22 protein-coding genes and 1 pseudogene are annotated in these 24,806 nt (G+C 64.6%); 8 read left to right on the forward strand and 15 right to left on the reverse strand.

All coding sequences use genetic code 11. From position 1 onward, the window contains the following. Window positions 1-167: 167 nt before the first annotated feature. Window positions 168-1,151, forward strand: a complete 984-nt coding sequence (locus tag ACQ651_RS16515) for a complex I NDUFA9 subunit family protein (RefSeq protein ID WP_430449878.1) — start codon at window positions 168-170, stop codon at window positions 1,149-1,151. Here ACQ651_RS16515 and ACQ651_RS16520 read toward each other — a convergent pair. Next, window positions 1,148-1,951, reverse strand: a complete 804-nt coding sequence (locus ACQ651_RS16520) for an undecaprenyl-diphosphate phosphatase (RefSeq protein ID WP_227286498.1) — start codon at window positions 1,949-1,951, stop codon at window positions 1,148-1,150. The genes ACQ651_RS16515 and ACQ651_RS16520 overlap by 4 nt on opposite strands. A gap of 214 nt (window positions 1,952-2,165) precedes the next feature. Here ACQ651_RS16520 and ACQ651_RS16525 point away from each other — a divergent pair, with 214 nt between their 5' ends. From ACQ651_RS16525 to gltB, 4 genes are all read left to right on the forward strand, one after another. Beyond that, window positions 2,166-3,599, forward strand: coding sequence for an NAD(P)-dependent oxidoreductase (locus tag ACQ651_RS16525; RefSeq protein ID WP_227286496.1), 1,434 nt, complete (start codon window positions 2,166-2,168; stop codon window positions 3,597-3,599). 165 nt (window positions 3,600-3,764) lie between these two features. After that, window positions 3,765-4,472 (forward strand): hypothetical protein, encoded by a 708-nt coding sequence (locus ACQ651_RS16530; RefSeq protein ID WP_375551118.1) that lies wholly within the window; start codon window positions 3,765-3,767, stop codon window positions 4,470-4,472. Window positions 4,473-4,476: 4 nt separating this feature from the next. Next, window positions 4,477-4,923 (forward strand): GFA family protein, encoded by a 447-nt coding sequence (locus ACQ651_RS16535; protein WP_430449879.1) that lies wholly within the window; start codon window positions 4,477-4,479, stop codon window positions 4,921-4,923. Beyond that, entirely contained in the window at window positions 4,920-9,458 is a 4,539-nt protein-coding gene (gene gltB, locus ACQ651_RS16540; RefSeq protein ID WP_430449880.1) for a glutamate synthase large subunit, read from the forward strand. The genes ACQ651_RS16535 and gltB overlap by 4 nt, the downstream gene beginning before the upstream one ends. A gap of 219 nt (window positions 9,459-9,677) precedes the next feature. Here the strand turns inward: gltB and ACQ651_RS16545 are convergent, their stop codons facing one another. Both ACQ651_RS16545 and serB read right to left on the reverse strand, forming a co-directional pair. Continuing rightward, window positions 9,678-10,193: a hydrolase gene (locus tag ACQ651_RS16545; protein ID WP_430449881.1), complete on the reverse strand. Its 516-nt coding sequence runs from the start codon at window positions 10,191-10,193 to the stop codon at window positions 9,678-9,680. A 63-nt stretch (window positions 10,194-10,256) separates the two neighbouring features. Continuing rightward, complete coding sequence (gene serB / locus ACQ651_RS16550) at window positions 10,257-11,135, reverse strand: phosphoserine phosphatase SerB (protein WP_430449882.1); 879 nt, start codon at window positions 11,133-11,135, stop codon at window positions 10,257-10,259. A gap of 147 nt (window positions 11,136-11,282) precedes the next feature. Between serB and ACQ651_RS16555 the strand changes: the two genes are divergently transcribed. Continuing rightward, a complete protein-coding gene (locus ACQ651_RS16555) occupies window positions 11,283-12,761 on the forward strand; it encodes an alpha/beta hydrolase (RefSeq protein WP_430449883.1) in 1,479 nt (492 codons plus the stop codon). 26 nt (window positions 12,762-12,787) lie between these two features. On the opposite strand, the gene ACQ651_RS16560 is transcribed toward ACQ651_RS16555, so the two are convergent. From ACQ651_RS16560 to ACQ651_RS16570, 3 genes are read right to left on the reverse strand one after another with little or no spacing between them, the layout of a single operon-like run. Next, window positions 12,788-13,849: a lipocalin-like domain-containing protein gene (locus ACQ651_RS16560; protein WP_430449884.1), complete on the reverse strand. Its 1,062-nt coding sequence runs from the start codon at window positions 13,847-13,849 to the stop codon at window positions 12,788-12,790. Next, the gene (locus tag ACQ651_RS16565) at window positions 13,839-16,244 is read right to left on the reverse strand and encodes an FtsX-like permease family protein (RefSeq protein WP_430449885.1); all 2,406 of its coding nucleotides are present in this window, start codon (window positions 16,242-16,244) and stop codon (window positions 13,839-13,841) included. Before ACQ651_RS16565 ends, ACQ651_RS16560 begins: the two co-directional genes overlap by 11 nt. Beyond that, complete coding sequence (locus ACQ651_RS16570) at window positions 16,241-16,921, reverse strand: ABC transporter ATP-binding protein (RefSeq protein ID WP_430449886.1); 681 nt, start codon at window positions 16,919-16,921, stop codon at window positions 16,241-16,243. Before ACQ651_RS16570 ends, ACQ651_RS16565 begins: the two co-directional genes overlap by 4 nt. A gap of 196 nt (window positions 16,922-17,117) precedes the next feature. Between ACQ651_RS16570 and ACQ651_RS16575 the strand changes: the two genes are divergently transcribed. Both ACQ651_RS16575 and ACQ651_RS16580 read left to right on the forward strand, forming a co-directional pair. Continuing rightward, entirely contained in the window at window positions 17,118-18,005 is an 888-nt protein-coding gene (locus tag ACQ651_RS16575; RefSeq protein WP_430449887.1) for a helix-turn-helix domain-containing protein, read from the forward strand. Between the two features lie 117 nt (window positions 18,006-18,122). Next, a complete protein-coding gene (locus ACQ651_RS16580; RefSeq protein WP_430449888.1) occupies window positions 18,123-18,449 on the forward strand; it encodes a hypothetical protein in 327 nt (108 codons plus the stop codon). A gap of 64 nt (window positions 18,450-18,513) precedes the next feature. On the opposite strand, the gene ACQ651_RS16585 is transcribed toward ACQ651_RS16580, so the two are convergent. The 9 genes and pseudogenes from ACQ651_RS16585 to ACQ651_RS16625 form a co-directional block, all read right to left on the reverse strand. Continuing rightward, a complete protein-coding gene (locus ACQ651_RS16585; protein WP_430449889.1) occupies window positions 18,514-19,470 on the reverse strand; it encodes a TonB family protein in 957 nt (318 codons plus the stop codon). Further along, entirely contained in the window at window positions 19,467-19,847 is a 381-nt protein-coding gene (locus ACQ651_RS16590) for an ExbD/TolR family protein (protein ID WP_227286474.1), read from the reverse strand. Before ACQ651_RS16590 ends, ACQ651_RS16585 begins: the two co-directional genes overlap by 4 nt. Then, entirely contained in the window at window positions 19,844-20,224 is a 381-nt protein-coding gene (locus ACQ651_RS16595) for an ExbD/TolR family protein (protein ID WP_227286472.1), read from the reverse strand. The genes ACQ651_RS16590 and ACQ651_RS16595 overlap by 4 nt, the downstream gene beginning before the upstream one ends. Continuing rightward, window positions 20,221-20,826: pseudogene (locus tag ACQ651_RS16600) on the reverse strand (MotA/TolQ/ExbB proton channel family protein); the annotation flags it as partial. The pseudogene ACQ651_RS16600 and the gene ACQ651_RS16595, both read right to left, overlap by 4 nt. Before the next feature lie 14 nt (window positions 20,827-20,840). Then, window positions 20,841-21,644, reverse strand: coding sequence for a cobalamin-binding protein (locus tag ACQ651_RS16605; protein WP_375551107.1), 804 nt, complete (start codon window positions 21,642-21,644; stop codon window positions 20,841-20,843). Continuing rightward, window positions 21,641-22,288 carry an adenosylcobinamide amidohydrolase gene (locus ACQ651_RS16610; RefSeq protein WP_430449890.1) on the reverse strand — a complete coding sequence of 216 codons (648 nt, stop codon included), beginning with the start codon at window positions 22,286-22,288 and terminating at the stop codon, window positions 21,641-21,643. The genes ACQ651_RS16605 and ACQ651_RS16610 overlap by 4 nt, the downstream gene beginning before the upstream one ends. Then, window positions 22,285-23,043 (reverse strand): ABC transporter ATP-binding protein, encoded by a 759-nt coding sequence (locus ACQ651_RS16615; protein WP_430449891.1) that lies wholly within the window; start codon window positions 23,041-23,043, stop codon window positions 22,285-22,287. Before ACQ651_RS16615 ends, ACQ651_RS16610 begins: the two co-directional genes overlap by 4 nt. Then, window positions 23,040-24,029 carry a FecCD family ABC transporter permease gene (locus ACQ651_RS16620; RefSeq protein WP_430449892.1) on the reverse strand — a complete coding sequence of 330 codons (990 nt, stop codon included), beginning with the start codon at window positions 24,027-24,029 and terminating at the stop codon, window positions 23,040-23,042. Before ACQ651_RS16620 ends, ACQ651_RS16615 begins: the two co-directional genes overlap by 4 nt. Then, the gene (locus ACQ651_RS16625; protein WP_430449893.1) at window positions 24,026-24,799 is read right to left on the reverse strand and encodes an ABC transporter substrate-binding protein; all 774 of its coding nucleotides are present in this window, start codon (window positions 24,797-24,799) and stop codon (window positions 24,026-24,028) included. The genes ACQ651_RS16620 and ACQ651_RS16625 overlap by 4 nt, the downstream gene beginning before the upstream one ends. Window positions 24,800-24,806 lie beyond the last annotated feature (7 nt).

A 24,806-nucleotide genomic window follows, 5' to 3' on the forward strand; every position in this document is an offset into this window, starting at 1 on the left:
CCCCTGAACAGCCGCTTGTTCCAGATGTAGCGGTGTGAACGCGTCCTGACCACTGGTCTTGAGGCGGTTGCGATAGATTTGAGCCCGATCTTGGGACGATTTGCGCCTTGTTCCGTCACAGAGGCGCGCGTATCAACCGGAACAAGCAGGACGGAAGGATCATGGCCATGTCGAAACTCGTCACAATCTTCGGCGGTTCGGGCTTTGTCGGTCGCTATGTGGCGCGGCGTATGGCGAAAGAGGGCTGGCGTGTGCGGGTTGCGGTTCGTCGCCCGAACGAGGCTCTGTTCGTGCGCCCCTACGGCGCCGTGGGTCAGGTTGAGCCGGTTTTCGCCAATCTGCGCGACGATGCGTCGGTGGCCGCGGCGCTGAACGGGGCGGATGCCGTGGTCAACTGCGTCGGCATCCTTTCGGAACGCGGCAGGAACAGGTTCGATGCCGTGCAGGCCGAGGGCGCGGGCCGTGTGGCGCGTCTGGCCACGGCCGAAGGCGTCGCGCATCTGGTGCAGGTTTCCGCCATCGGAGCGGACCCGCACAGCAACAGCGCCTACGCCCGGACCAAGGCCGAAGGGGAGGCCGCTGTCCTTGAGCATTTTCCGCAGGCCGTGATCCTGCGACCGTCGATCATATTCGGCCCGGAAGACGAGTTCTTCAACCGGTTTGCGGCGATGACACGGTTTGGACCGATCCTGCCCGTGGTCGGCGCGGATACGCGGTTTCAGCCGGTCTATGTGGATGATGTTGCGGCCGCGGTCGTTGCCGGGGTTCTGGGAAAGGCCGCGCCCGGTGTCTATGAACTGGGCGGACCGGAGGTGGAAACCTTCCGGGCCCTGATGCAGCGGATGCTGGGCGTGATCCGCCGCCGCCGCCTGATCATGAACGTTCCGTTCTGGATCGCGGGGCTTATGGCCTGGTTTCTCGATGCGGTGCAGACCGTCACGCTTGGAGTTCTGCACAATGGCATGCTGACGCGGGATCAGGCACGGCAGTTGCGGCGGGACAATGTCGCCAATGACGATCTGCGGGGGTTTGCCGATCTGGGGATCGAACCGGTGGCTATGGATGCGGTTCTGGAAGAGTATCTCTGGCCCTACCGCAGCGGCGGACAATATGCCGAGATCAAGGAAAGCGCCGGAAACCTGCGGACCTAGCTGTAGGCGATACCCAGAAGTATCAGCCCCAGGATCACCCGGTAGATGACATACGGCGTGAAGCTGACGCTGCGCAGCAGGCGCATCATGAAGATCAGCGCGGCAAGGGCCGCCAGAAAGGCGAAGACGGCGGCGATTGCGCCGTCCCGTGCCGCTTGCGCATCTGCCGTGACAATCACCTCACTGCCCAGAAGGACGCCAGAGGCGATAATCGTCGGGATCGACATGAGCATCGCAAGCCGTGCAGCACTTTCCCGGTTGTAGCCCAGATACCGCCCCGCGGTGATCGTGATGCCCGACCGGGAGGTGCCGGGGATGAGCGCGATCGCCTGCCAGAGCCCCATGATCAGTGCATGTTTGAGGGTCCATTGCTGCGCAGTCCGCGTCTGGGCGCCGGACTGGTCGGCCCAGTAAAGAACGATCCCGAAGATCAGCATCGTCCAGCCGATGACGGCCGTCGATCGCAACAGATCGTCCCATCCCATCAGCTTCAGGATCAGCCCGAAAAGGATGACCGGGATCGTGGCGATCACAAGACAGAGCGCCAGAAATGCGCCCCGCGTGTCCACTTTGCCCCGGATCAGCCGAAGTGAGCCCGCCGCGGCGTCTTTCACATCGGCCCAGAAATACAGGATGACCGCGCCCAGAGTGCCGACATGCACCGCAACGTCGATGACCTGCCCCTGGTCGTCCAGGCCGGTGAGATTCGGCAGCAGAATCAGGTGGCCGGACGAGGAAATCGGCAGAAACTCGGTCAGACCCTGGATCAGGGCGACCAGGAACAAGTGAAAGAGGCTCATGGGCCATCCCGGTGACGAATCAATACCAACAACCTAAAGTGTTGGAGATAAATCGAAAGTCGGCATATATGGAACTTATACTGACCTATTATCTTGCCCCGGCATCATAATTCTGAAAAAAATCATATGCAGAACCGCAATTAGGTCAGTATAATTGTCTTTTATTGAGATTTGCGGGGAGATATAGGAGCGATGTGCTGAAGGGGAGGCTGTCTTGGCCGAGCAAGCGATGTTGAAATTCGTGACCGTGGAAAAGGCGATGCCCGAGAAGCGTCCGCCCGATCTGCGCAAAGAAGATTTTCAGGAAATCTACGGTGAATATGCCCGGGAGAAGGCCGCCGAGCAGGCCGGCCGGTGCAGCCAATGCGGTGTGCCCTATTGCCAGACCCATTGCCCGCTGCACAACAACATCCCCGATTGGCTGCGCCTGACCGCCGAGGGGCGGCTGGAAGAGGCCTATGAGCTGAGCCAGGCAACCAACACATTTCCCGAAATCTGTGGCCGCATCTGTCCTCAGGATCGCCTGTGCGAGGGAAATTGCGTGATCGAGCAATCGGGTCACGGCACCGTCACGATCGGATCGGTGGAGAAGTACATCACCGATACCGCGTTCGAGATGGGCTGGGTGAAGCCGATCGCCCCCAAGACGGACCGCAGCGAAAGCGTGGGCATCATCGGCGCGGGCCCCGGCGGGCTGGCGGCCGCGGATATGCTGCGCCGGGCCGGTTTACAGGTGACAGTCTATGATCGCTACGACCGCGCGGGCGGGTTGATGACCTATGGGATCCCCGGCTTCAAGCTTGAAAAACCGGTGGTCATGCAACGGATCGACCAGTTGGAAGATGGCGGCGTCAACTTCGTGCTCAACTGCACCGTGGGCAACGATATCAGCTTCGCCGACATCCGGGACAAGCACGATTTTGTCGTTATCGCGACGGGGGTTTACAAGTCCCGCGAGTTGCAGGCCCCAGGTGTCGGCGCCAATGGTCTGGTGCGTGCAATCGACTATCTGACCGCGTCGAACCGCAAGAGCTTCGGCGATGACGTGCCGGAGTTCGACAGCGGCGAGTTGAACGCCGAAGGCAAGCGCGTGGTGGTCATCGGTGGCGGTGACACGGCGATGGATTGCGTGCGCACCGCCGTTCGGCAGGGGGCCACCAGCGTCAAGTGTCTCTACCGGCGTGACCGGGCGAACATGCCCGGCAGCCAGCGGGAGGTGGCGAATGCCGAGGAGGAAGGCGTCGAGTTCGTCTGGCTGACCGCGCCCAAGGGCTTCAAGGGTGACCGGATCGAGGGCGTGATGGTGCAGAAAATGCGGCTGGGGCAGCCCGATGCGACGGGTCGCCAAAGCCCCGAGGTCATCGACGGCGCCGATTATGTGGAAGATGCAGATCTGGTGATCATGGCGCTGGGGTTCGAGCCCGAAGACCTGCCCTCGCTGTGGGGGACGCCCGAACTGGAGGTAACCCGCTGGGGCACAGTCAAGGCCGATTTCCGGACCCATGAGACAGCCCTGGAGGGCGTCTATGCGGTGGGGGATATCGTGCGCGGTGCAAGCCTCGTGGTCTGGGCCATTCGCGATGGACGGGAAGCGGCCGAGGCGATTCTGGCCAAGATCGCTGAACAAGCGACGTTGGCGGCGGAGTGATGTATCATCGGCACCTCGGCATATGGATGCGGCGCGCATATCCTACGATCCGCGCATGTGCGGCTCGGTGTATCCGTCGAAACGGCGAAATCTGAAGAGAGGTTAAAGGTCATGATTGCTGACCGGATCAGAGCCAGAGGCAGAGAAGGCATTGCGGCCACGACGATGGCGCTGCTGCTTTCGTCCGGCCTTTCGGGAATGCCGGCGGCGGCACAGCAGGGTGGCTTCTTCACCCCGCCGTCGGGCTGCGCCGCTTTCCTGACCGTGCAATCGCGAAGCTGCTACGTGTCTCATTACTGGACATGCGAGGCCGACCCCGCGGGCCATCACTGGCGGATCGGCATCGGCGAAGACGGGCCGTTTTCCCTGTCCTACACCGACAGCGAATTCCGCTGGCTGAGAAGCTACGACCTGCGCGACGGGGGCGAGTCGGTGCTCGTGGAGCCGGAAGAAGACCCGGCCAGCCTGACCGAACTGTTCGAAACAGGCACGGATTCGATGGTGTACACGATCATCGAAGAGGGTCCGAACGGGAGCCAACAACGCGATTATGTCGGGTTTGACGCGCTGACCGGTGACAGTGTGATGGTCGACGGGCATCTTTTGCAGATCACGTCCTTTTCCTACGAATACGAGACCGGTTTCGGGCCGCGCCGGGTGAGCGGCAACCAGTTCGTCAGCGAAGACTGGCGCCTCTTCTTCGGCGGGACCGAAACGGTGACCACTCCCGATGGCGGCACGTTCGAGGGCAACTATTCGCCCATGGAGTTTGCCGAGCCGGGCGAAGACGGGTTTCTGAGCATGACCCCGATTTACGATTGCGGAAACACGATGTCGGGGCTGTTCCACGAGGATCAGGCGCAGGAAGGATGACGGGATGAGCGGATGCACGACAGGTGGTTGCCTTTGCGGCGCGGTACGGTTCGAGCTGGCCGAAGCGCCCAAGACCTATGGCGCATGTCATTGTGCGATGTGCCGGAAATTCAGCGGCGGCATCGAACTTGGGCTTGAAGTTCCACCGGGCGGCGTAAGCTGGACCGGGGAGAAGAATATCGGGGTCTACAAATCCTCCGACTGGGCGGAGCGCGGGTTCTGCAAGATCTGCGGATCGAGCCTGTTCTGGCGGTTGACCGCCCCGGGGCCGATGCAGGGGCTGTTGAGCCTGTCGGCCGGATCGCTGGACAGTTTCGACGGGCTGGAGTTCACGACCGAGGTCTATATCGACATGAAGCCGGACAGCCACGCATTTGCCGGAACCCGCAAGCGGATGACCGAGGCCGAGGTGATGGCCATGGTCGACGCGATGGAGGGAGGGGACCAATGACCGAATTCGATAGCGCCTGGGCCGCCGAAGAGGAAAAGCGCCGGGCCTGGATGGCCGAAAACAGTCTCTATTCGGCGGAATCGGAACATTCCTCCTGCGGAGTCGGGCTGGTCGTATCGGTCGACGGCAAGCCGTCGCGCAAGGTCGTCGAAAACGGCATCAATGCGCTGAAGGCCGTTTGGCATCGCGGCGCGGTGGATGCCGATGGCAAGACCGGCGACGGCGCGGGCATTCATGTGCAGATCCCGGTGCATTTCTTTTACGATCAGGTGCGCCGCACGGGCCATGAGCCGGATATGGCGCGTCTGATGGCCGTCGGGCAGGTGTTTCTGCCGCGCAACGATTTCGGCGCGCAGGAAACATGCCGGACGATCGTGGAATCCGAAGTTCTGCGGATGGGATACTATATCTACGGCTGGCGCCATGTGCCGGTGGACATCTCGGTTCTGGGCGAGAAGGCCAATTCGACGCGGCCCGAGATCGAGCAGATCATCATCTCGAATTCCAAAAACGTCGATGAAGAGACGTTCGAGCGGGAGCTTTACGTCATCCGCCGGCGGATCGAGAAGGCGGCCGCAGCAGCCGGTGTCGGACAGCTTTACATCTGCTCGCTGAGCTGCCGGTCGATCATCTACAAGGGCATGATGCTGGCCCAGGATGTGGCGGAGTTCTACCCCGATCTGCACGATGAGCGGTTCGAGAGTGCGTTTGCGATTTATCACCAGCGCTATTCAACCAACACCTTCCCGCAATGGTGGCTGGCGCAGCCGTTCCGGATGCTGGCGCATAATGGCGAAATCAACACGCTGAAAGGCAATGTGAACTGGATGAAGAGCCACGAGATCCGGCTCTCGTCCAGCTATTTCGGCGATATGGCCGAAGACATCAAACCGATCGTGCCTGGCGGCTCGTCGGACAGCGCGGCCCTGGATGCCGTCTTCGAGGTGCTGGTACGCGCGGGCCGCAATGCCCCGATGGCCAAGACGATGCTGGTGCCCGAGGCGTGGAGCCAGACGGCGACGGAACTGCCGCAGGCGTGGCAGGACATGTATTCCTACTGCAATTCCGTGATGGAGCCATGGGACGGGCCCGCGGCGCTTGCGATGACCGACGGGCGCTGGGTTTGTGCCGGTCTGGACAGGAACGGCCTCAGGCCCATGCGCTATGTGGTGACCGGCGAGGGGCTGCTGATTGCCGGGTCCGAGGCGGGGATGGTGCCGGTGGATGAAAGCACCGTCGTCGAGAAGGGCGCGCTGGGCCCCGGGCAGATGATCGCTGTCGATATGGCCGAACAGAAACTGTTCCACGACACCGAGATAAAGGACGCGCTGGCGTCGGCCCGGCCTTTCGGCGATTGGGTTGGCAAGATCACCGATCTGGCCGAGATTACCGAAGGCGTCACGGAACGGGCGCTTTTCACCGGCGGAGAGCTGCGCAAGCGGCAGATCGCGGCGGGATACTCGATAGAAGAGCTGGAAAGCATTCTGGCGCCCATGGCCGAAGATGGCAAAGAGGCGCTGGCGAGCATGGGCGACGACACGCCAAGTGCCGTGCTGTCGGGCCAGTACCGGCCGCTCAGCCATTTCTTCCGGCAGAATTTCAGCCAGGTGACGAACCCCCCGATCGATTCGCTTCGCGAATACCGGGTCATGAGCCTGAAAACGCGGTTCGGCAATCTCAAGAACGTGCTGGACGAAGACAGCTCGCAGACCGAGATCCTCGTGCTGGAAAGCCCGTTCGTGGGCAACGCGCAGTTCGAGGCGATGCTGGATCAATTCGGCGCAAGCGTGGTGACCATCGACTGCACCTTCCCGGTGAACGGCGGGGCGGGCACGCTGAGAGAGGGTTTGCAGCGGATCCGCAACGAGGCCGAAGACGCGGTACGCTCGGGCGCCGGGCATATCGTGCTGAGCGACCGCTCCCAGAACGAGGAGCGGGTTGCGATGCCGATGATCCTCGCCACCTCTGCGGTGCATAGCTGGCTCACACGGAACGGCTTGCGGACCTTCTGTTCGCTGAACGTCCGCTCGGCGGAATGCATCGACCCGCATTATTTTGCCGTTCTGGTTGGTTGCGGCGCGACCACGGTCAATGCCTATCTGGCGCAGGACTCGCTGGCCGACCGCATCGACCGGGGGTTGCTGGACTGCACGCTGACCGAAGCGGTGGCGCGGTATCGGCAAGCCATCGATCAGGGCCTTCTCAAGATCATGGCGAAGATGGGGATCAGCGTGATCTCCAGCTATCGCGGTGGCTTGAATTTCGAGGCGGTGGGCCTGTCCCGCGCCATGGTTGCGGAATACTTCCCCGGCATGATCAGCCGGATATCCGGCATCGGCGTGACGGGCCTGCAAAACAAGGTGGAAGAGGTTCATACCCGCGGCTGGCGCGGGGGGCAGGACGTGCTGCCGATCGGCGGCTTCTACAAGGCGCGCCGCTCGGGAGAGAAGCACGCCTGGGAAGCGCAGACCATGCATATGCTGCAAGCGGCCTGCAACCGGTCGAGTTACGAGCTTTGGAAGCAGTACTCCGCGACCATGCGGAAGAACCCGCCGATCCATCTGCGGGATCTGCTGGATATCAAGCCGCTGGGCAAGCCGGTGCCGATCGAAGAGGTGGAAAGCATCACCTCGATCCGCAAGCGGTTCGTGACGCCGGGCATGAGCCTCGGCGCGCTGTCGCCCGAGGCGCACAAGACTCTCAATGTGGCGATGAACCGGATCGGCGCGAAATCCGACAGCGGCGAGGGCGGCGAAGACCCGGCGCATTTCGTGCCGGAGCCCAATGGAGACAACCCATCCGCCAAGATCAAGCAGGTCGCTTCGGGCCGGTTCGGCGTGACCGCGGAATACCTGAACCATTGCGAGGAATTGGAGATCAAGGTGGCGCAGGGCGCCAAGCCCGGCGAGGGCGGCCAGTTGCCCGGCATGAAGGTCACCGACCTGATCGCGCGGCTGCGCCATTCCACGAAGGGGGTGACGCTGATCTCCCCGCCGCCGCATCACGACATCTATTCCATCGAGGATCTGGCGCAGTTGATCTACGATCTCAAGCAGATCAACCCGCGCGCAAAGGTGACGGTGAAGCTGGTGGCGTCCTCCGGCGTCGGCACCATCGCTGCCGGCGTGGCCAAGGCCAAGGCGGATGTGATCCTGATTTCGGGTCATAACGGGGGCACCGGCGCCTCTCCGGCGACGAGCATCAAATATGCCGGCCTGCCGTGGGAGATGGGCCTGACCGAGGCGCATCAGGTCCTGGCGATGAACAAGCTGCGCGACCGCGTCACGCTGCGCACCGATGGCGGGCTGCGCACCGGCCGCGACATCGTGATGGCCGCGATGATGGGCGCCGAGGAATACGGTATAGGCACCGCCGCGCTGATCTCCATGGGCTGCATCATGGTGCGTCAATGCCAGTCGAACACCTGCCCCGTGGGGGTCTGCACGCAGGATGAGAGCCTGAGGGAGAAGTTCACCGGCACGGCCGACAAGGTTGTGAACCTGATCACCTTCTATGCCCAGGAGGTTCGCGAGTTGCTGGCCTCCATCGGGGCCCGGTCGCTGGATGACGTGATTGGCCGGGCCGATCTGCTGACGCAGGTTTCCCGCGGCTCGGCGCATCTGGACGATCTGGATCTCAATCCGCTTCTGATCACGGTCGATGGCGCGGACAAGATCGTCTACGACCGCAACAAGGCGCGGAACGCGGTGCCCGATACGCTGGATGCACAGATCGTGGCGGATGCCGCGCGGTTCCTGAAAGACGGCGAGAAAATGCAGCTGTCCTATGCGGTGCAGAACACGCTCAGAACGATCGGGACGCGCACCAGCAGCCACATCGTGCAGTCCTTCGGGATGCGGAATGCGCTTCAGCCCGATCATCTGACGGTAAAGCTGGAGGGCTCCGCCGGGCAGTCTCTGGGCGCGTTTGCGGCCCCTGGGCTGAAGCTTGAAGTATCCGGCGATGCCAATGACTACGTCGGCAAGGGGTTGAGCGGCGGGATCATCGTGGTGAAGCCGCCGCAGGTAAGCCCGCTCAAGGCCGATGAGAACACGATCATCGGTAACACCGTGCTTTACGGCGCGACGGACGGGTATCTGTTTGCTGCTGGCCGTGCGGGCGAGCGGTTCGCGGTGCGGAACTCCGGCGCGAAGGTCGTGATCGAGGGCTGCGGCTCGAACGGGTGCGAATACATGACCGGCGGCGTCGCCGTGATCCTTGGGACCATTGGCGCGAATTTCGGTGCGGGCATGACCGGCGGGATGGCCTATCTCTACGATCCCGACGGGCAGTCGCAGGTCAACATGAACCTTGAGACGCTGGTGACCGCCCCGGTAAGCGTGGCGCATTGGGAGGCAGAGCTGAAATCCCTGGTGGAGCGCCATGCGGCCGAGACCGGAAGCAGGAAGGCGCGCGATATCCTTCAGCACTGGGATCTGGAGCTGGCGAATTTCCTGCAGGTCTGCCCCAAGGAGATGCTCAACAAGCTGGCCCATCCGCTCGGCATCGAAGAGGCGGCCGTTCCGGCGGAGTGACCGGGGTTTGCGTATCACGGCGCGCCGCACCGCTGGGGTGACGGCTCGCCGCAAAGCCGGCCAAACGGAAAGCACCGGCGTTAGACCGCGCCCTTATCTTCCGGGGGCCGCCTCTTCGGCGTTGCGGTCGCCCTCTCGCAAACTGCGCTGCGATCACGCCAGGAAGCGTGAGCCACGAGGCCGCCGGCATCGCCGCGCCACGGGCAGCGCAGTCGATGATCAAGTCGCCAATGTCTCCGCGACGCCCACTATGTAGTTCTGGCCATAGGCTTTCGCGCAGCGCGGGCAGGTCGTGTAGAAGAAGAAAATCCGCCCGGGCACCTTGCCATCGGCGCGGACCAACTCCTGCATCTGCTCGTGCCAGTCTTTCGCCTTGTTGTAGGGCCCCTCGAACACCTTCGTGATGAAATCGCCAGACAGCGTGGTCATTTCCTCATCGGGGACGTCCTTGTCCGTGGAAAACAGATGCTCGCTCTGCCAGGCCGACAGGTCGCGGCTGAGGATCAGCCAGTTGTCGAGGTCGACCGCGCCATTTTCCGCCATCCGGCTCCCGACACGGGTGAAGACCTGTCCCATGTTGAGAGGCACATGCATGGCGCTGCGCGTGGTGGCGCGGAGGAAAGGTTTATCGCGGAAATGCAACTCCTGCCGGTCCCAGCCATCGGGGTTGAATTTGGTACAACAGCCGGTGGTGTTGATGCTGTCATCGTAATGCGGAACGGTGTTCGTCTTCATCACAAGCTCCTGAATTGGGAAATTCAGGATGTCATGACTGCGAAGACCGCGCCTTAAACGAGGTTAATCAGGCGCGACGATCTCGTCCTCCGCGTAGCCCTGGATGTAGAGAAGCGCCGTAAGATCGCCGTGGTTGATACGGATCTTCGCCTGCTCCTGCACGGCGGGTTTGGCATGAAGCGCGACACCCGTACCGGCAAGCTGGAGCATGCCAAGGTCGTTGGCGCCATCACCCACGGCCAGCACATCCTCCGGCGCGAGGTTCAGCCGCGCGGTGACATCGTGCAACGCCTGCACCTTGGCATCCCGGCCAAGGATCGGCGTGGCGACCTCTCCGGTCAGGACGCCGCCTTCGGACAGCAGCGTATTGGCGCGATGATCGTCAAAACCCAGATCGGCCGCGATCCTCGCGGAAAAAGCGGTGAAACCGCCCGACACGAGAGAGGTATGAGCGCCATGAGCCTTCATCGTCGCGATCAGGGTCCTGCCACCGGGCATATGCGTGATCCGTCGGGCCAGAACAGTCTCTATCACTGAGGTTCCGAGACCTTTCAGCAGGCGCACCCGGGCGCGCAACGCCTCTTCGAACGCGATCTCGCCATTCATCGCGCGGGCGGTGATCGCGGCCACATGCTCTCCCACGCCGGCCTCGGCCGCCAGTTCGTCGATGCATTCCTGGCGGATCATCGTGCTGTCCATATCGGCCAGCAGCACTTTCTTGCGGCGGCCTTCGCTCTGCTGGACCACCAGATCGACGCCCTCGGCCTGCAGGCTGGTCCAGATCTGCGCCTCGTTCTTCGGCCTTTTGGGAAAGGCGAATTCGGCGGCCTTGTCGGGGGCGAGCCACAGGATATCGTCGCCACCAAGCGCATTTCGCAAACTGTCGACGAGGGCGGCTTCCAGATACATCGCGGGGTTGGTGATCAGGGTCGCTGTGAACATGAACGCTCCGGTCTGCAGATGGCTGACGCGCATAGAGCATGTTCGGCTCCGAAGGGCCAGATGACCGTTCAAATTCTCGATTGGCTTTGGGCCGGGGTCTTTTATGCTTCGGGGCACAAGGTTTGAGCAGTCCATTGGAGGGCAGGTTTGGTTTTGCGCGATATCCTCGCGGCATTGGTGGCGCTGGTCTGCATCGGACTTGGCCTGTTCCTGTTGGAGCGGCCGAGGGCTGGGCTTGAGATCTCGTCGCTGATGGTGGGGGAAACGCCGGCGACCGTGATGCAGGTTCCCGAAACCACGGCGCCGGTCGTGGTGATCGCCCACGGCTTTGCCGGATCGCGGCAGTTGATGCATCCCTATCAGCTTACGCTCGCGCGGGCGGGATACATCACCGTCAGCTACGACCTCCAGGGGCATGGGCGAAACCCGCTGCCGATGTCCGGCGACGTGAACTCGATCGACGGCACCACCCGGTTGCTGATGGAGGAGATCGGACGGGTCACCGACGCCGCGCTGGCCCTGCCCGGCGCGGATGGGCGGGTGGCCCTGCTGGGGCATTCCATGGCCTCGGATATCATCGTCCGACAGGCGCTTGCGGATGATCGCGTGGGCGCCGTGGTGGCGATCTCTCTTTTCTCCGAAGCGGTCACGGCGGCGGAGCCGGAGAACATGCTCGTGGTCAACGGCGCGTGGGAGGGCGCCTTGCGGGCGGAGGCGCAGCGGATCATGGCCGAGGTCGGAGCTGCCGAAGGCGACACGGTCGGAACGCCCGGTGAGGGCTTTGCCCGCCGCGCGGTGGCCGCCCCGATGGTGGAGCATGTGGGCGTGCTCTACTCCGCAACCGGAATGCGGGAGGCGCGGGAATGGCTGAATGCGACCTTCGGGCGGGACTATCGCAGCGGCATCGCCAATATCGGCGGCCCGGTCCTGCTGACCCTTCTGGGTGTCGTTCTGCTGGGCCTGCCCCTTGCGAACCTGCTGGCGGAGGGTCCGCGCCTGCCCGAGGTGCCCAAAGGCGCATTCCTGGCCCTTGCGCTTGCGCCTGCGGTTCTGACACCGCTGATCCTTTCCCTTGTGGAGACTCGGTTTCTGCCGGTTCTGGTGGCCGATTATCTGGCGCTGCATCTTGCCGTTTACGGATCTCTGGTTCTGGCCGGCCTGGCGGTCGAGGGGGATCTGCCGAAGCTGAGAGGCGGGCCGGCCGGTATCCTTCTGGCGGGTTTTGCCCTGATCGCCTTCGGCGGTGTGCTGGACCGCTATGTGGCGAGCTTCTTTCCGCATGCGGGACGTCTGCCCATTCTGGCGGCGATCCTGCCGGGCGCGGTTCTGGCAATGGTGGCCGATGCGGCGCTGCTTCAGGCGGGACATGCCCGCATCTGGCGGCGCTGGGTGGCGCGGCTGGCTTTTCTGATGTCTCTGGGCATTGCGGTCGCCCTGGATTTCGAGCGGCTGTTCTTCCTGATCATCATCCTGCCGGTGATCGGGCTCTTCTATCTCAGCTTCGGCGTGATCGGCGGCTGGGTCGGGCGGCGCACGGGCTCTGCGCTGGCGATGGGTCTGGGTCTGGGCATCGTGCTTGCCTGGGCCCTGGCGGTGACGTTCCCATTGTTCACCGGAACGACCTGAGAAGACCCTATCCTTCGGTATAGAGCCTATTCGTAGCCGGTCATCTCCAGATATCCGCTCCCTTCGTGGCTGCCGGTGAAGCGGATCGGACCTTCCCAGTAGGGAAAGCTGGTGCCCATCCAGCTTTGCGGGTTGAGCGGGATCGTCTCGACATCGATGCCACGGGCGGCAAGCTCCACGCGCCACTCCACCGGCACGTCGCGCCCCGCCACGTTTTCGGTGCGCAGCGGCGTGAGGCGCAAAGCGCCATCTGGATAGGCCGTTGCGGTCCCGTCAGGGCCGATCCAGGTGGCGGAGGTGTATGTGGGCCGCGTGGCCGATCGCAGGCCAAACCCCATCAACCGGGCGCCATCGGCGAACTGGAGCGAAAACCAGTCCCACCCGTTCTGATCGGCGGAAAGCGGTTGGGAAGACCATTCGCGATCCAGCCATGCGCTGCCGGTGACCTCCATCGCGCCGTCAGGCAGGGTGAGCCTGCCCGACACCTCGTAAAAGGGTTGCGAATAGTAGTAGCTGGCCTGCCCATCGGCGGATTTGACGGAATATCCCCCATCGCCGTGCAATACGAGCGGGCCGGTCGCCCGCAGGTCCAGATCATAGGAGAAATCGGGACCGCGCGCCGTCACCGCCAGGGCCGAGAGCGCGTCGGCGCCGGTTGGCGCGGTGGAGATCATCGCCCAGTCGTCGATCCAGGCTTCGAACGGCTCGGGCGTGACGCCCGCCTGCCCGACGCCGCCCCGACCCAGACGCTCCGCGTAGAAATGCGTGTCTTCGGTCGTCAGGCCCGCATGGCCCATCCAAAGCTGCGCCGCATCCCAGCCTTCGGCCTCCTCCGGGCGGAGGGCGGAGCGGAACAGAGTCCACTGGATGCCGTAATCCCGCCCGTCCGCTCCGGTGAGCGTCGCTGTCAGATACCACCATTCGATGCGATAGGCCGGGTGGGGGCCGTGATCGGCGGGGAAGGCGAATTGCGGTTCGGGCGCGGGGACGGCAAAGCCCTCGGCGTCGGTGCCGAGGCCCGCAAAGCCTTGTGACAGAGCCTGACCGGCGGTCAGCACCAGCATCGGAAGCCACAGCCTAGCGTTCATGGGCAAAGACCTTGAGCAGGGTTGAGGGCGCGATATGGGCCAGTCTCCAGGCCGGCCAGGCGGCGGCCAGAAGCGCCGCGAGAAGCGCATAAAGGCCCAGGCGAAGCCAGTCGACCGGAAATATCTGCATCGGGAGCCGCCAGCCGAACGCCTCCACATTCACGACCGCCAGAAGGACCCAGGCGAGCGCAAGGCCCACGGGGATCGCCAGAGCGAAGGTCAGGAATGCCAGAAGTGTGGTGCGGGCCAGTTCGGCGCGGGCCAGTGCGGCCCGGGTCTGGCCGAGGGCCCAGATCGGGGCCAGTTGCGGCAGCCGCATCCCGGCCAGCGTCAAGAGGCTGGTCAGCAGGGCGAGGCTGGCCACACCGAGGGTGAGAATGTTGAGCGCACCGGTCACCAGGAATGTCTGCTCGAAGATCCGCAAGGAAAAGCGTTTGATCTCCTCCTGATCGATCAGATTGGCGGTGGGCAGGTCGAATTCCGCCCGCAATGCGTCGGCCACAGCGGGGACGCGATCGGCCGGCACGCGGATGGCCATCCGAAGCTGGGGAATATCGGTGAACCGGTCGGTGAAGAGATCGAGGCCGATGATCGCCTGCCCCACCGGGTTGCCATAGTCGGAATAGACGCCGGCGATGGGCAGGGCCCACCCCGGTTGCAGCGTCACGGGATCGCCAATGGACAGGCGCTCGCGGCGGGAGAGCTGCTCGTTGATCAGTGCGGCCTCGCCTGCGGCCACCTGCGCCCAGACATCGGGTGCGGCGGACAGAAGCGGCCAGTTGTCGCGATAGGTGGCGTGATCGGCGATGCCGTAAAGCTCTGCCGGTTGTCCGGCGAGCGTCACCGGGGCGGAGACGATCGGCAGAACCGCATCGGTCCGGGGCAGAAGGGTCGCGCGGATCGCGGCGGCTTCGGAGGGGGTGCGCGCGGTGACGTAAAGCTCCGAGGCAAGCCGCTGGTCAAGCCAGCCGGTGAAGGTGCCCCGGAAGGAGCCGACCATGGTCGAGACACCGATATTGGCGGCGAGTGCAAGCAGGAGCGCCATGAACGCCATGGACAGGCCGGGGAGCTGTTGGCGGGTATCCGCCAGAAGCCATTCCCGAAAGGGTGTGGTGGCGAACCGGGTCGCGAGACGCAAGAGCGCGGTGAGCAGCGAGGGAAGCGCGAGGGCCGCCCCGACAAGCAGAGCGGCGAGGCAGGCAAACCCGGCGATCAGGCCCGTCCCGAAGGCGCCAAGGAGGAATGCCGCGGCGAACAGGCCAATCGCTATCGTCATTTGCCCGCGCATGGCCTGACCGGAGGCCATCGCCCAGGCGCGTGGCTGGGCGGGCGCCAGAAGCGGCAGGCGCGCAACACGCAGCAGCGCCTGCACCGATGCCGCGGCGGTGCCGATCAGGGCGATGCCCATCCCGGTGACGGCCCAGACCGGCCGAAAGGCAAGTTGGCCGGAAATCTCGGCACCATAGAGCCCGCGCAGCGTACCCGCGACGCCGGGCAGGAGGGCAGCGGCGATGATGTATCCCAGAACGATCCCGATGAGGCCGGCGATCAGGGCAAAGGCGGTCAGTTCGACGGCCAGAAGCGTGACGAGCCGCCGGAGCGGCAGGCCAAGCGCGCGCAGGGTCCGAAAGCTGGTGCGGCGCTGCTCGAAGGCGAGGCCGATAGCGGCGTGAACGATGAACAGTCCGACGGCAAAGGCCAGAAGGCCGAAGGCCGTGAGGTTCAGGTGAAAGCTGTCGGTCAGCCGCCCGATATCGGTGCCGGATTGGGGCGTGGAAAGCGTCAGACCCGTGGCCTCGGCAAGGGGCGGAAGGCCGGAGGGCTGCACCGGCGCAACCAGCAGATAGGACGGATCGGACCGGCCGCTGAGCCGGGCGGCGGTTGCGATATCGGTAAGCGCCGTGCCGGGGGCGAGACGGGAGGTAATCACAAGGGGCGGAAGGTCAGCCGGGAGCGGCCGCGCGGCCGTTTCCGCTGCGACAAGCAACCGGCCCGGTGCAGTCACGAAGGCCTCGAACGGGATCTCGCCACCCACTAGGGCGGGCGCCTGTGCCTCTGGCGGCGTGGTCAGCGGGTCGATGCCAAGCAGGCGGAGGCGCGCGCCGGGCCCGGCGAGTTCCGCCTCGATCACGGGAGAGACGAGATACCCGGCACGGCGGAGCGCGACATACTCGGCCAGAGGTACCGGAAGACCGTCCGTGCGGGTCAGGCGGGCCAGTTGATCCTGCCCCAATATCGCGGCGGCCCGGTCATAGGAGGCGCGCGCTTCGGCGTTGATCGCCTGAACGCCGGACCAGAGCGCCGTGGCCAGCGCAAGGCCGAGGATCAGGGTCAGACATTGGCCGGGATGGCGCCTCCAATGGGAGAGCAGGGCGGCGCAGGCGGCACGGGTCATTCGGCCGCCCGCCCAAGCCCTGCGCTGCCGAGCCGGCCCTTGGTCAGATGCACCTGGTGGGCCAGACGGTGTGCCAGCCGTGTCGAATGGGTGACCATCAGGATCGCGGTGCCGGTTTCCGCGGCCAGCTCCAGAAGCAGGCCAAGAACAGTGTCGCCCGTGGTTTCATCGAGATTGCCGGTGGGTTCGTCGGCCAGAATCACGCGGGGCCTCGTCGCCAGCGTCCGGCCGATCGCCACGCGCTGCTGCTGTCCGCCGGAAAGCTGTTCGGGGTAGCGGGCAAGATGCTCCGAAAGGCCCAGACGCTTGGCCAGCTCATCCACCCATGCGGCATCGTGCCGACCCGCAAGCCGCGCCTGAAAGGAGAGGTTCTGCGCCACCGTCAGGGACGGGATCAGGTTGAATTGCTGGAAGATCAGGCCAACCATGTCGCGGCGCAGGCGCGCGCGACCCGCGTCATCCAGCGCCGAGAGGTCCACGCCGTCCACCTCGATCCGTCCCTTGTCCGCGGTGTCCAGCCCGCCGATCAGATGGAGCAGCGTGCTTTTCCCCGATCCGCTTTCACCGGTCAGCGCAAGCGTGTCGCCCGGCGCCATCGTCAATGACACACCGCGCAGAACGGGCAGCGGCCCATCCTCCGTTTCGAAGGATTTGTGGATATCGGTCACACTCAGCACGGAACAGCCTTTCGAGGCGGGGGTTGCAATTAAGCTAGCAGTGCGATGCCGGGGTTAAAGGCACAGAATGCCGCGCATGCCCGATGAAAACGTCAGTCGGGTGGCAATAGCAATTTCATATCGGGCGATCCGGTTCTTGCGCTGCCCGGATCATACTCTATTTTAAACTGAACGGTTCGGTTTTATCGAGGGTGGTATGGGAGTCCATAGCAGCAGGCTCTGGCTTGACACGGCGCGGCTCAGTTCCACCCGTCTGCCCGGCGGCGGAACCGAACAGCTGCTCAGGGCCGATTACTTCGAAATGGAGGCCGGGCCGATGGCTCCGGTAAGCCTGCCCGACCACTGCCTGCTGATTCCGCTTCAACCCGATGCCGCCGCCGGTCTTCAGCGCCGGGATGGCAGGCAGACCCCGCTCGATCTGCCTCCCGGCTCGATGGTCGTGATGCCAGTGGGTGCGGTCTGCAGTTGGGAATGGCGGGCGCCTGTCAATTTCCTGCTGATCCGCGCGCATCCGGAGCGGATTCAGCATTTCATTCAGGGCGACCTGAGGGTTCTGACCGTGGGGTCCCGCCTTGATGGCAGCAACGTCCTGCAAGACCCGGACCTGCGCGACTGGGCCCTGCAGATGAAGATCGCGCTTGAGGAGCCGGGCCCGGGCCAGGCTGTCCTGTTCGACGCACTCGCGCGGGTGTTCGTGGTGACGCTGGTCCGGCGCTATGCCATCACCGACGACGCTCCGTTTGCGGAAACCGGTGGGCTGACCACGGAGCGATACGCGCGGTTGCTTGACTATATCGATCGCCGGATCGACCAGCCTTTGCGCACGCCGGAACTGGCGCATCATCTGGGTATGTCCGATTCCGCACTGGTGCGCGCGATCAAGCAGACCACCGGCATCACGCCTCAGGCGTTGGTCATGCGGCGGCGTCTCGATGCCGCGAAAACGCGTCTGCGCGACCCGGCGCTCAGCCTTGGCGCCATCGCGATGGCCACCGGCTTTGCGGATCAGGCCCATCTGTCCCGCAGTTTCAAATCGGCGGTCGGAATGACGCCTTCGGGCTACAGGCGCCAAAAATTAAACTAAACGGTTTGGTTCAAAAACTGGATCGATGGGTTCAAGTTTTACCGCCGTCTCCGGCCCATCTTCAGGTCATGGAGGGCAGATCAGACCGGTTTGCCCCGAAATGTCGGAGAAAAGACAATGACACGCATGATCCTTCCCCTTGGTGCCGCACTGGCCCTGACCCTCGCCGTTCCCGCCGTCGCGAATGATGCGCAACTGGCGGCTTCGCTTGGTGTCGAGCCCGATGTCTATACCACCGCTGAGCTGATCCAGCTTTCCAACGCGATGTCCGATGACGATGCCATCGCGATCCGTCACATCCTCCAGGACGGGCCCGAAACCGTGTCGACCCAGAACCGGAGCGCAAATGGCGGCAATGCCCAGCTGGCGGCCTATCTGGGTGTGAATCCGGCCGACTATACGACTGCGGAACTGGCGGCGATGTATATTGACGCCACTGACTGATGCGCGGTCTTGAAACGGGTTTGAAACGGGGCGGTGCAGATTCATCGCCCCGTTTCTGTTGCGGTCAGCGAAACCGGATCGGCAGATCGAACCGATAGCTCTGCTCCGAGAGGCCATCAGGCGCTGCGGGAAATCGGCCCGCCCTCCGGACGGCCCTGATGCCCGCCTCGTCGATCTCGGGATTGCCCGAGGACTGGATGAGCGCCAGGCTCTGCAAATGCCCGTCCCGTCCGATGTTCAGGCGCAGGGTCACGGCCCCCTGCTGCCCGCCGACATTTGGTCTTCGGCGCTCGATACGGGCTTCGATCTGTGCCCCCCAACGCGCCACGAGGCTTTGCCGTTGTGATGCGGATATCGTGGTGTCGGAGGCTTGCCGGACATTGCCCCGCGCGGCGTCACCGCGTTGCTCCCCGGCGGTTTGGCGGGCTTGCGCCGCCATGGCCGGTGCCGGGGCCTCGGGCCGTTCCGGGCGGGCCACGGGACGGTCCGAGTGGGCAACGGCGAGGGGCGATGTGGCGTCGGGCACAGGTCCGGGTGCCGTGTCCGACATCGGCGGGAGCGCCAACTCGGGCCGCGCGGCGCGGCGGACCATCTCGGGCGGCGGCAGGGCCGTTTGCGGCGCGCTCTGAAGCTCCGGACTTGTCAGATTTGCAACACGGATATCGGGCAAGCTGCTGAGCCGCGTCTCGGCGTTCGGCACTGTCGGCACAGGTTCCGGCAGGACCGGCTGGCGCAGCGCATCCGGCATGGCCGGTCTCGGCGCCGCGTCGGTCGGCGTTGGTGGAACGGGCAGCTGTGCGAGGCTTGGGGGCGCAAGAGCAGAGGGCTGCGCCACATCCGGCGGCGTGGTCCAGCGCGCGACCAGTTCGGCCATCTCGCCCGATGCGGCCTGAAACGTCGTCTCCGCGGCGCCCGACGGGCCTGCGCGCGAGGCTGCGCCATCGGAAAGCTGGACGAAGACGGCGGCGTGAACGGCAACCGAAACGGTCAGAAAGGCAAAGATCTGAAGCAGCCTGTTCATGGCGCCTCCGTCACAAGCGCGATGTCCGTGATCCCGATTGCCGCAAGACGGGGGAGAATGCGCGCAAGATCGCGTGCCGGCAACGCCGCATCCGCGCGGAGTGTCAGCGGCCCGGGCTCCCGCATGGCAAGTGCCGCGAACACGGCGTCGTTCTGGTGTATTTCATACGCCAGTGCGCCGTTCGCATCGATGTAAAGCGTGTCTGGCGCGGGATCGGCCGGGGTGGCCGCAGCACTGGGCGGGGTCACGTCCAGCGGGTCGGGCGGGGCGATCTGCGCGGTCATCAGAAAGAAGATCAGCAGCAGGAACACCACGTTGATCATCGGAACGATCGCTTCGCCGCGGGGGCGACGGGAGGGTTGGCCGAAGGAGATCATTCGACCAGCACCAGGCGGGTGAAGCCGGCCTGTTCCAGTGCGGACATCAGCGTGACCAGGCGTTGCAGGCTGGCACCGTCGACCGCGCGCAAGACGACGGTGTCATCCGGCCGGTCTGCCAGGTCATTCAGCCGGGCCACGATTTCCGCAACCTCTCCGGCCTGCCCGTTCAGACGTTGCCCTTCCGGAAGGACATCGACCAGCCGCGGCGGGCCGGAATAGGTGCTGCCCGACCCTGAAAGGCTCAATGGCAACGCGCCGTCCTGACCGAACCGGGCGGCCAGCATGAAAAACACCAGAAGCAGGAACACGACGTCGATCATCGGCGTCAGGCTGGGGCGACGGCTGGGTCTTGTCCGGGCGAACTGAAAGCTCATCGCGGCCCCCGCGTGAAGATGCGCGTGGCGGCATCCTCCATATCCGCCTGCACCCGATCCACGGCAGTTTCGAACCATGTCAGAGCCATCGAGGCCGGGATCGCGACGGCCATCCCCGCGGCGGTTGTCAGAAGCGCCTCCCAGATGCCACCGGCAAGCGTGGCCGGGTCGGCGCGTGTGCCCGCGACCTGAAGTGCCTGAAACGCGGCAATCATGCCCAAAACAGTGCCTAACAGGCCCAATAGAGGCGCAATCGCCGCGATAAGCTCCAATGCGCGAAGCCCGCCGCGCGCGTCGGACAGCAGGGATTTCGCAATACGGGTTGTTTCTTCGCGGGCGGCCTCCGCCGTCAGGCCGGGATCCTGACGCGCCTCCATCGCGGCAACGGCCATCTGCGCCCGCAGGGATCTGCGTCCGCTGATATGGCGCAAACCGGATGCCGCATCGCCGCCCTGCCAATGCCCGATCGCCTCGTCGGTCTGGGTGCCGTCGGACCAGGCGCCCATCTGCGCCAACTGCCAGATTTTCCAGAAGATCAGCGCCAGAGTGACGACAGACAGCGCGGCGATGGCCCAGAGCGCGGGACCGCCCCGGCTCAGAAACTCGACAAGATCGGTCATGCGCGCGCCCTTTTTCCTGAATAGTCACCCCAAAGGATCTTCTCGATTGCGTCCAGCCCGTCGCCCAGCGCCGCGGGGCCCGGTTGCAGGATCAGCGGAGATTTGATCTCGGCGATCCGGCCTGCTCTCACCGCCGGTATGTCCTGCCAGCCGGGGCGGTCCGCAATCCGTTCCGGGCGGACTTTCTTGCCGCACCAGCTTGCGATGATCACGTCGGGGGCGGCATCGATCACCTCTTTCGGGTCGATAATGCGATTTCTGGCGGCGGGTTCGCCGCTCAGATGGGCAAAGACATCGATGCCGCCCGCGATTTCGATCAACTGGCTGACCCAGGCGATGCCGGAAATCGGCGGGTCGTCCCATTCCTCGAAATAGACCCTCGGTCGGGCGGGGCGGGGCCTGTCGCGGAGACGTTGAAGCCGCGCCTCGAACCTTGCTGCCAGCGCCTTGGCCTTGGCGCCCGCACCGACCAGAGCGCCCAGCGTGCGGATCATCGCCAGAATGCCGGAAATGTCGCGCTGGTTGAACGCATGCACGGCCACCCCCTCGCGGATCAGCTGCGCGACGATATCGGCCTGAAGATCGGAGAAGGTCAGAACGAGATCAGGCTCCAGGGCGAGGATCTTGGGGATATCGGCAGACGTGAAGGCGCCGACCCGCGGCTTTTCCTGCCGCACCTGAGGTGGGCGGACGGCATAACCCGTTACGCCGACGATGCGGTGATCCTCGCCCAGCAGGTAAAGCGTTTCGACCGTCTCTTCGGTCAGGCAGACGATCCGGCCGGGCGGGAAGGCTTTCATCTCGGGGCCTCCGTTGTCATCCAGTCCCGCGTACCCCGGGCGACTGCGTCATAAACCGCGCGCCCGATCACTTCGCCGATCTCGGTATGAAGGCCCGCATAGGCGCGGTCTCCAAAGGGGCAGGCCAGGGCGATGCAATCTGTGCCGGTGCCCGTTGCGGGGCCTTCGGGCAGGTCTGGCCCATGGGCAATTATGGCGGCGGTGCGGGCCTCTGCGGCGATCGACATCGCTTCGGTCATCGCGGCGGTGCCAAGCCCCTGAGACAGGGCAACAAGCAGATTGACGGTGCCATGGCTTTCCGCAAGGACAGGCTGGCGATGGCCGACCCGCTCGGCATTCGACAGGCCCACCGTGGCGAGGCAGGAGGCCTTGGTATCACCCGATTCTGCCTGTATCAGACTATGTTTTCCGACATTCCGGGACGTCAGCATCGCCACGGCATCGGCCCGGCTTATCGCGGCCATTTCGCGGGCGAGCCATGCCGCCGCGTCCAGACCTTCGGGCAGATCCGCGTCGCGCACCTCCCGCCAGATAACCTGCCGGGCAAGCACCAGTCCGGGCCTGTGGGGTGCCCAGCTCAACACGCGCATCTCCTGCGCCAGATCCGCGATCAGCCACGGGCGGGACAGGGTGACGCGGATCATCGGGTGATCTCCAACGGCTGGAAAATCAGGCCATGCTCGGTTTCCATGACATGGGCCGCTATCCCGAAAACGCTGTGCAGGTTTTCGGGCGTCAGCACGTCCCTGGGCGGCCCATCGGCAACGAGGCGACCCTTGTCGAGCAGCAAAAGCCGCGTGCAATGGCGTGCGGCAAGGCCCAGATCGTGAAGTGCGGCAAGTATCGTCTTTCCCTGATCCGCAAGGCACCGGAAAATCTGCATCGTGGCGATCTGAAAGGCGGGGTCGAGTCCGGCAATGGGCTCATCGGCCAGAATGATCGGCGTTTCCTGCGCCAGAACGCGGGCAATCAGAACCCGGGCCTGTTCGCCGCCCGACAGGTCGGTCGCCGCGCGGCTTTCGAACCCGTTCAGGGCCATGTCCGCAAGGGCGCGGGCCGTCGCGGCACGATCCTCGGCGCTGGGTTTCGCACCGCCCGCCAGATGCGGAACGCGGCCCAGCATGACAAGGGTCTCCACCGCGACGGGCCAGGCGATTTCCCGGTTCTGCGGCATCCAGGCGACTGTTCTGGCCCTTTGGCGGGCAGGAACCGAGGCGAGGCTGGAGGTGCCGGAATGGGGCTGGAGACCCAGAATTGCCCGCAACAGGGTCGTTTTTCCGGCCCCGTTGGGGCCGATCAGCCCGGTAATCTCCCCGGCCCGCAGGGACAGGCTCACCTGATCGACGACCGGACATTCGCCGCGAAGAACGGTGAGATCCGTGACGGCCAGCGCGGTCATGTCATCTGCCTCCGTGTCTTGTAGATCAGGTGCAGAAACAGCGGCGCGCCGATGATCGCCATCAACACGCCGAGTTTCAGATCACGGTCGGGCAGGATCAGGCGTACGGCAATATCGGCGGCCAGCACCATCGCCGCACCGCCAAGGGCCGAAGCCGGCAGAAGCGCACCGGGGCGCGCGCCGACAAACGGGCGCAGGATATGGGGCACGACAAGACCCACGAAACCGATGGCGCCCGCCACGGCAGTGGCCGCGCCGACGGAGGCGGCGACGCCCACCACCATGCGGAGGCGAAGCCGGCCCAGATTGATGCCCATCGAGGCGGCTGCATCCTGGCCGAGGGTCAGCGCATCAAGGCCGCGCCCGAGGCTCGCAAGAAGCGCCCAGCCAAGGGCCATGACCGGCAGGGCGATCAGGACATGGTCGAAGGACCGGTCCGAGAGCGAGCCGAGCATCCAGAACACGATCTCGCTTACCGCGAACGGATTGGGCGAAAGATTGAGCACCAGCGACAGAAAGGCCCCTGCCAGCGCGCTGATCGCGATGCCCGCGAGGATCAGTGTCAGCGATCCGCCGCGTGGTCCGGCAAGAAGGAGCAGCAGCAGAACAGAGACCAAAGCGCCGATCAGAGCCGAAACCGGAAGCGCGAGCGCGAAGCTGGCGGCGAAGCCCGTTTGCAGCGCGATGACGGCGCCAAGCGCTGCCGAGGAGGTGACGCCGATCAGCCCGGGTTCCGCCAGCGGGTTCCGCAGAAAGCCCTGAAGCGCGGCACCGGAAAGGCCGAGGCTGACCCCGACCATCACCGCCAGAAGCGCGCGGGGCAGGCGGATCTCCCGCATCACCAGCGTCACGGCCTCGCCGTCGCCACGTACCAGGGCGGAGATGCTGTCGCCGATGCCGAACCCCGCCGGCCCGATCAGAAGCGAGGCGCAGAACAGGGTCGCGACGATGGCCGACAGGATACCGAGGAGACGGGAAAGATTCATTCCACCTCCATCGCGCGGTGCGCCGCGCGCAGGTCGGCCAGCGCAGTCAGGACACGCGGGGTGCCGCAGACCCAATCGGGCCCGCTGATATGGCGATGCCCCGCCGAAACGAGCGCTTCCAGCGCCGGATGACGAAGGATTTCCTCGGATCGGGAGTTGCCCGGATAGGTGCCGGTGCTGATCACCAGGTCCGGCGCAGCCGTCACCAGAAGCTCAAGCGCCAGCCGGCCGCTGGTATTGCGGCCCATTTCTTCGGCGATATGCCGAAACCCGGCGGTCGTCAGAATGTCGTGGGACAGTGTGCCGGTGCCGAGCGAATATCCGTTGGGATAGTAGAACGCGGCGCGGGGCCAGGTCTGCGCGTGGCGGACCATGGCCAGACCCGTCTCGAACCGGGCGATTTCGGCCTGCGCCTCAGTCTCCCGCCCCAGAAGCGCGCCGACTTCGCCGAGACGCTCGGCCACCTCATCCAGCCCGGTCACGATGTCGATCTGGGCGACGTCGATCCCGAGACGGCGCAACATGGAAACGACGGCAGGGTCGGAATAGACGCCCGCAAGCACCAGATCCGGGTTCAGCAGATAGATCTCCTCGGCACCGCCGGAATTGGACGGATAGGCCGCGGCCTCGACATGCATCGGAGAGATCATCGGATCCGACGCGATATCGCTGACCGAAATCAACTGTCCCGGTGCGGCCAGCATCATTGCAAGCTGATCCGTGCAGAGGTTCATCGACACGACACGCTGCGGCGGTGCCGCATGCGACATGCTGGCG

This window comes from Rhodophyticola sp., assembly GCF_965284195.1.
Taxonomy (GTDB): domain Bacteria; phylum Pseudomonadota; class Alphaproteobacteria; order Rhodobacterales; family Rhodobacteraceae; genus Rhodophyticola.

Excerpts from the sequence above, each read along its gene's own strand:
- ACQ651_RS16515 (WP_430449878.1), top strand. The coding sequence starts at position 168 with ATGTCGAAACTCGTCACAATCTTCGGCGGTTCGGGCTTTGTCGGTCGC.
- ACQ651_RS16520 (WP_227286498.1), bottom strand. The coding sequence starts at position 1,951 with ATGAGCCTCTTTCACTTGTTCCTGGTCGCCCTGATCCAGGGTCTGACC.
- ACQ651_RS16530 (WP_375551118.1), top strand. The coding sequence starts at position 3,765 with ATGGCGCTGCTGCTTTCGTCCGGCCTTTCGGGAATGCCGGCGGCGGCA.
- ACQ651_RS16535 (WP_430449879.1), top strand. The coding sequence starts at position 4,477 with ATGAGCGGATGCACGACAGGTGGTTGCCTTTGCGGCGCGGTACGGTTC.
- gltB (WP_430449880.1), top strand. The coding sequence starts at position 4,920 with ATGACCGAATTCGATAGCGCCTGGGCCGCCGAAGAGGAAAAGCGCCGG.
- ACQ651_RS16545 (WP_430449881.1), bottom strand. The coding sequence starts at position 10,193 with ATGAAGACGAACACCGTTCCGCATTACGATGACAGCATCAACACCACC.
- serB (WP_430449882.1), bottom strand. The coding sequence starts at position 11,135 with ATGTTCACAGCGACCCTGATCACCAACCCCGCGATGTATCTGGAAGCC.
- ACQ651_RS16560 (WP_430449884.1), bottom strand. The coding sequence starts at position 13,849 with ATGAACGCTAGGCTGTGGCTTCCGATGCTGGTGCTGACCGCCGGTCAG.
- ACQ651_RS16565 (WP_430449885.1), bottom strand. The coding sequence starts at position 16,244 with ATGACCCGTGCCGCCTGCGCCGCCCTGCTCTCCCATTGGAGGCGCCAT.
- ACQ651_RS16575 (WP_430449887.1), top strand. The coding sequence starts at position 17,118 with ATGGGAGTCCATAGCAGCAGGCTCTGGCTTGACACGGCGCGGCTCAGT.
- ACQ651_RS16580 (WP_430449888.1), top strand. The coding sequence starts at position 18,123 with ATGACACGCATGATCCTTCCCCTTGGTGCCGCACTGGCCCTGACCCTC.
- ACQ651_RS16585 (WP_430449889.1), bottom strand. The coding sequence starts at position 19,470 with ATGAACAGGCTGCTTCAGATCTTTGCCTTTCTGACCGTTTCGGTTGCC.
- ACQ651_RS16590 (WP_227286474.1), bottom strand. The coding sequence starts at position 19,847 with ATGATCTCCTTCGGCCAACCCTCCCGTCGCCCCCGCGGCGAAGCGATC.
- ACQ651_RS16595 (WP_227286472.1), bottom strand. The coding sequence starts at position 20,224 with ATGAGCTTTCAGTTCGCCCGGACAAGACCCAGCCGTCGCCCCAGCCTG.
- ACQ651_RS16605 (WP_375551107.1), bottom strand. The coding sequence starts at position 21,644 with ATGAAAGCCTTCCCGCCCGGCCGGATCGTCTGCCTGACCGAAGAGACG.
- ACQ651_RS16610 (WP_430449890.1), bottom strand. The coding sequence starts at position 22,288 with ATGATCCGCGTCACCCTGTCCCGCCCGTGGCTGATCGCGGATCTGGCG.
- ACQ651_RS16615 (WP_430449891.1), bottom strand. The coding sequence starts at position 23,043 with ATGACCGCGCTGGCCGTCACGGATCTCACCGTTCTTCGCGGCGAATGT.
- ACQ651_RS16620 (WP_430449892.1), bottom strand. The coding sequence starts at position 24,029 with ATGAATCTTTCCCGTCTCCTCGGTATCCTGTCGGCCATCGTCGCGACC.
- ACQ651_RS16625 (WP_430449893.1), bottom strand. The coding sequence starts at position 24,799 with ATGTCGCATGCGGCACCGCCGCAGCGTGTCGTGTCGATGAACCTCTGC.